The 5,968-nt window shown below is 38.7% G+C and carries 6 protein-coding genes; 3 read left to right on the forward strand and 3 right to left on the reverse strand.

What is annotated here, in order from left to right; all coding sequences use genetic code 11:
- Positions 1-5: 5 nt before the first annotated feature.
- Both JWQ85_RS20355 and JWQ85_RS20360 read right to left on the reverse strand, forming a co-directional pair.
- On the reverse strand, positions 6-1,016 hold the full coding sequence (locus JWQ85_RS20355; protein ID WP_299471269.1) for a glutamine synthetase beta-grasp domain-containing protein: 1,011 nt from the start codon (positions 1,014-1,016) through the stop codon (positions 6-8).
- Positions 1,017-1,290: 274 nt separating this feature from the next.
- Positions 1,291-1,806 (reverse strand): hypothetical protein, encoded by a 516-nt coding sequence (locus tag JWQ85_RS20360; RefSeq protein ID WP_299471271.1) that lies wholly within the window; start codon positions 1,804-1,806, stop codon positions 1,291-1,293.
- Positions 1,807-2,087: 281 nt separating this feature from the next.
- On the opposite strand from JWQ85_RS20360, the gene JWQ85_RS20365 reads away from it, so the two are divergent.
- Positions 2,088-3,617, forward strand: coding sequence for a malate:quinone oxidoreductase (locus JWQ85_RS20365; protein ID WP_299471273.1), 1,530 nt, complete (start codon positions 2,088-2,090; stop codon positions 3,615-3,617).
- A gap of 7 nt (positions 3,618-3,624) precedes the next feature.
- Here the strand turns inward: JWQ85_RS20365 and JWQ85_RS20370 are convergent, their stop codons facing one another.
- Positions 3,625-4,626 carry a hypothetical protein gene (locus tag JWQ85_RS20370; protein WP_299471275.1) on the reverse strand — a complete coding sequence of 334 codons (1,002 nt, stop codon included), beginning with the start codon at positions 4,624-4,626 and terminating at the stop codon, positions 3,625-3,627.
- Between the two features lie 172 nt (positions 4,627-4,798).
- Here JWQ85_RS20370 and JWQ85_RS20375 point away from each other — a divergent pair, with 172 nt between their 5' ends.
- On the forward strand, positions 4,799-5,749 hold the full coding sequence (locus JWQ85_RS20375) for a glycosyltransferase family 2 protein (protein WP_299471277.1): 951 nt from the start codon (positions 4,799-4,801) through the stop codon (positions 5,747-5,749).
- A 92-nt stretch (positions 5,750-5,841) separates the two neighbouring features.
- Positions 5,842-5,968, forward strand: a 127-nt coding sequence (locus tag JWQ85_RS20380) for a glycosyltransferase family A protein (protein WP_299471279.1), incomplete at its 3' end; no start/stop codon positions are given.

The following is a 5,968-nucleotide window of genomic DNA, read 5'->3' on the forward strand; positions in this document are numbered from 1 at the left end:
GGGTACTAAACTTTAGCAGATTTTACCGTTTTAATAATAACCGCAGCTACTTTGTATGGATCAGCCGCAGAGTTAGGGCGACGATCTTCTAAATAACCACTCCATGCATGATCTACAGTGTATAGAGGGATACGGATAGAAGCACCACGATCTGATACACCATAGCTGAAATCAGTTATAGAAGCAGTTTCGTGTTTACCTGTTAAACGCAACTCGTTGTGTGCACCATATACAGCAACACACTCAGCAACCGCAGGGCGGAAAGCTTCGCAGATAGCAGTAAATGTTTCTTTGCTGTTTGCTGTACGTAAAGTTGTATTTGAGAAGTTAGCATGCATACCAGAACCGTTCCAGTCTAAAGTACCCAACGGTTTGCAATGCCAGTTGATAGCAACACCATAGCTTTCGCCAATTCTTTCCAATAAGTAACGTGCAACCCAAATTTGGTCACCAGCTTCTTTAGCACCTTTAGCAAAGATCTGGAATTCCCATTGGCCAGCAGCAACCTCAGCGTTGATACCTTCAACATTTAGGCCTGCTTCTAAACAAGCATCTAAGTGTTCTTCAACAATATCGCGGCCAAAAGCATTGTTAGCACCTACCGAACAGTAGTATGGACCTTGTGGGCCTGGGTAACCACCTTTAGGGAAACCAAGTGGTTTATCTGTTTCAGGATCCCATAAAAAGTATTCCTGCTCAAAACCAAACCAAAAATCATTATCGTCATCCTGGATCAACGCACGGCCATTTGACTCGTGAGGCTCGCCTTTAGAATCTAATACTTCGCACATAACAAGATATGCATCTTTACGTTGTGGATCCGGGCAAGTAAAAACCGGTTTTAAAACACAATCTGAAGAACCACCTGGTGCCTGCTCGGTTGATGAACCATCAAAGCTCCAGTTATCTAAATCTTCTACTTTACCGCTAAAAGATTTAACAATTTTTGTTTTACTACGCAGGCTTTGTGTTGGTTTGTAGCCATCAAGCCAGATGTACTCAAGTTTAGTTGCCATTTTAATGATTAATTTGTAATTTTTTAAGTTTAATTATAGTTACTTATAAGATCCGTTTCAATTTACCCTGCGAATTTAAATTATTTTTATAAATTCCATAGCAATGTTGATAAAAATTATAAAAATTAACAACAAATCTCTTAAAAAATTCTAAAATCCATTAAATAGCTAATAAATATATCGCTCAATAAACTATGCTTACATAACAAGTTGGTATAAAACAAAAAGCAGCACAATCAAACTAACGATTGCGCTGCTTTTACAATAAATTATTTTATTTACTTGAAGCTACACCCCAATAACATTTATTCCTTATGTTTTTAAGGTCGCTTTTATCAATTTCAACGTCTGTTTCCTTACTGTTATCTATAAAATACAATTTAGAATGACTATTATCATAAATAAATGAGGCTATCTTATTATCTGGCGTTTCTTTTTCTACAACATCAATTTTTAAACCATTGGTTCCTTTACGCTTATTTGTAACATTCGTTGGTTGGGTTGCTTCGGTCCAATTCACTACATACTTTATTTCACTTATCGATTTTGAAGCCATTGACGCTTTATATTCAACTGTGTGCTGCACCACCTGTATAAGGCATTTTACACAGGGTTCGGCAACTGTAGCATTGCCGTAGTTTTTTTTCGGGTTATTAATTACACTATCTTTTTTGCCGTTAACTGTTACGGCTGTTTTAGTAATATCGTTTGAAACCGGTTTTGGCTTATTATTGCATGAGCAGCATACTATTATAAGTAATGCGGCCATAATAAGTAATGATCTGGACATGATTCTGTGCTTTCTTTTTAAACACTTATACCCGTAAATTGTGTTTTTATTAATAGTAGTGTTATTGTTACAAGCGTTATATACTATAAAAAGCCGCTACATTAACTTGTTTATTAAATTTAGGCATTTTAATGAGGCATTTTTCTATAAATTTTATTAAAATTGCCGTCTATATATCATATAGGTTATCACACAGCAATGCTTTACCCTCGTTGCACTTAGTGTAAACCTTATATCATTTAATTAGTTTATAATACGTATTAATCTATCAAATAATTTATTTGAATGTATCTTTAGCATTCAATAATATCATGAATAACGGCAGTAATAGTTCAAATACAACAGTTGATGTAGTTTTAGTTGGCGCGGGCATTATGAGCGCAACACTTGGGGTAATGCTTAAACAGCTGCAACCTGATCTTACCATAGAAATTTTTGAACGATTAGACACAGTTGCTGCCGAAAGTTCTGACGCTATGAATAACGCGGGCACCGGACACTCTGCTTTTTGCGAACTTAACTATACCCCCCAGCGCAAGGATGGCACTGTTGAAATATCAAAAGCCATAAAAATTGCCGAGCAATTTGAGATAACTAAAGAGTTTTGGTCTTTTTTGGTTGAGAACGGCTATGCAGGCGAACCGCAAACATTTATTAGTAAAATACCCCACATGAGTTTTGTTTGGGGCGACGATAATGTAGATTACCTTAAAAAACGCCAGCAAGCATTGGTGCAGCACCACTTTTTTAAAGGCATGCAATACTCTGAAGACCATGCCCAAATTAAAAAGTGGATACCATTGGTAATGGAAGGCCGTGATAAAGGCCACAGTGTATCTGCTACATACATGGATATTGGCACCGATGTGAATTTTGGCGCACTTACCCGTAGCTTAATTGATAAGCTTAAGCAAAAACCAGGTGTTACGCTTAGCCTTAACCACGACGTTAACGATATAAAACGCAATAAGGACAACAGCTGGCAAGTAAAAGTGAGCGACCGTGTAAGCGGTAACAAACGCAAACTGAATGCCAAATTTATATTTGTGGGCGCCGGCGGCGGTGCTTTGCCCCTGCTACAAAAATCGGGCATACCCGAGAGCAAGGGTTTTGGCGGTTTCCCGGTAAGTGGCCAATGGCTGGTTTGTACTAACCCCGATGTAATTAATAAACACTACGCGAAGGTATACGGTAAAGCATCGGTAGGTTCGCCGCCAATGTCGGTACCGCATTTGGATACCCGGATGATTGACGGTAAAAAAGCATTGCTGTTTGGGCCTTACGCGGGTTTCTCAACCCGATTCCTTAAAAAGGGCTCGTTGTTTGATCTTTTTACCTCTATAAAATTCAACAATATACTGCCACTACTTGCTGTAGCCCGCGATAATATGGCGCTTACTAAATACCTTATCAGCCAGGTACTACAATCACCAAAAGACAGGCTAAATGCTTTAAAGGAATATTTCCCTGGTGCTGCTGCCGATGAATGGGAGTTGGATATTGCAGGCCAGCGTGTACAGGTGATTAAGAAAGATGCCAAACGCACCGGTGTATTGGAGTTTGGTACCGAGGTAGTAACATCTGCCGATGGCAGCATATCCGCCCTGTTGGGTGCATCACCTGGTGCATCAACATCTGTACCTATTATGGTTGACCTGATAAGCCGCTGCTTTAAAGAAGAAGCCAAAACAGCTGCATGGCAGGAAAAATTCAAACAGATGATCCCATCTTATGGGCAATCGCTTACCAATGATGAAGTTTTAGCCAACGCTACAAGGGAACGTACAAGTAAGGTTCTGGGGTTGATGTAATCTTATTTTAGTAGTAGCTACTTAAATCTTTGTGTAATCTGATCCTGCTTAGATCAATATCAAGAATAATTGGCGAATAAGCAATTGCTTTATCTTTTTTACGTGCAGGGATCCACGGCGATGTTGTTTTTAACACCCGTACAATCTCATCGTTAAATGTTTCGTCGGTGGTTCTCATTACCTTAATATTACTCAGACTCCCGTCGGCATTAACATCTAAGTAAACAAACATTCTTCCATACCCCCTGAATTTAGGATTGTTTAATTTAGAATATTTGATGTGTTTGCCCAGATAATAAAAAAGTGCATCCATTCCATCCTTGTACCTTGGTACTGCAGGAGATGACTCGTACTTCTTTCCTAAGTAATCATAATAAACACGTGATAAAAGCTTCCCCTTTTTAAAAGAATACACTGTTTTAACAGAGTCTTCGTCAACGCCGATCCACTCTCCATCCTCCTGCTCATTTTTGATTTCACCCTCCATTACAACAGTTTTAAAATTTTTATCAAATTTTAAGAAATGTCCGTTGCCATTTTCAACCAACAGTTTCCCGGTTGAATCCCTGCACTCGCGAAACCTAAAACCCTTGCTTGTGGAGTAGGTTTTTACCGTATAAGGATTCCCATTAGGGTAAAATTCGTAAATATCGCCCTCCAAATGCCCTTTATTATAATTTTCAATTGCCTTTTTATGCCCATTTTCATAAAACTCTAAATACGATCCTTGATATTTTACGTTAAAAGAATTGGTGAAGGATTTTGCAACAGACCGTATTTTCCCACTGGGGAAAAAACTCCTGATAATAAACAAATTGGTATCAGGCTCTTCTGGTGGCGATATTACAAATATATAATCGGCGCTATCTTTGGTTTCCACTAAAACGCTGTCTTTAACATAATAAACAAGGGTTTCAGCTTTGCTGTCGTGGGTAATATGTATATTTTGGGCAATTGCACTACTTATAGAAACATCTATTAGTAAAATAAAAAATAATAAGATACGCATGATATGGTTTAAATAAAATCAGGTTTAACGTTGGCTAAATTAAAGCAAAATATTAAATTTTATACATGGTAGTTCGCTTTGAATTATGTTACGCTACCGTTCCCTATTTTTTATATTTTTGCAACACAAAGACGGGCGGCTGATTTGAGCAACCCGGGCATCTTCCCAATAAATGGATATATCAGTAGTAGTACCACTTTACAATGAAGTTGAATCATTACCTGAGCTTACCTCCTGGATAAGCCGTGTAATGGACGAGAACCGTTTCACTTATGAGATTATTTTAGTTGACGATGGCAGCAAGGATGGTTCCTGGGATATGATCATGAAATTAAAGGAGAATAATCCTTTTATAAAAGGTTTTAAATTCAGACGTAACTATGGTAAATCTGCCGCGTTAAATATTGGTTTCGAAGCAGCAAAAGGCGGCGTGGTTATCACTATGGATGCCGACCTGCAGGATAGCCCCGATGAAATACCGGTTCTTTACCGGCGTATTACCGAAGATAAATACGATCTGATATCCGGCTGGAAGGCGAAACGCTATGATCCTTTAACTAAAACCATTCCTACCAAGCTATTTAATTCGGCCACGCGTAAAATGAGCGGTATAAATAACCTGCACGATTTTAATTGCGGACTAAAAGCCTACCGGAATACGGTTGTTAAAAACATTGAAGTGTATGGCGAAATGCATCGGTATATACCTGTACTAGCTAAATGGGCGGGGTTCACAAAAATTGGCGAGCAGGTAGTAGAACACCGCGCACGTAAGTATGGCAAAACCAAATTTGGCTGGAGCCGGTTTATCAATGGTTTTTTAGATCTGCTATCTATATTTTTTGTAGGTAAATTTGGCAAACGCCCTATGCACTTTTTTGGGGCCATGGGCACGCTTAGCTTTTTCGCGGGTATAATAATTACCATTTACCTGGTATCGGAAAAACTATACGATCTTGCGCATCACATTGTGCCAAGGCAACCTACGGATAACCCATTGTTTTATTTTGCCTTAGTGGCTATTTTATTAGGCTCACAGCTGTTTTTAACAGGCTTTGTTGCCGAGCTTGTTGCCCGTAGCGCCCCAGAGCGTAACAGGTATCAAATAGAGGAAACTATTTAGCACAGATATGAGATTGGAGATTTTCTATACATCCTCAATTAGAACTCCCAGTCTCATATCTCACATCTAATGTCTCACATCTAACTTAAAGAATGTTTTTTTCCATCATCATACCTTTATACAACCGCCCGCAAGAAATTTCTGAATTGCTGGAGACACTTACACTGCAAACCTATAAGCAGTTTGAGGTTTTGGTTATTGAAGATGGCTCGGTTAACA

It is taken from the genome of Mucilaginibacter sp., from assembly GCF_028288105.1.
In the GTDB taxonomy this organism is placed as follows: domain Bacteria; phylum Bacteroidota; class Bacteroidia; order Sphingobacteriales; family Sphingobacteriaceae; genus Mucilaginibacter.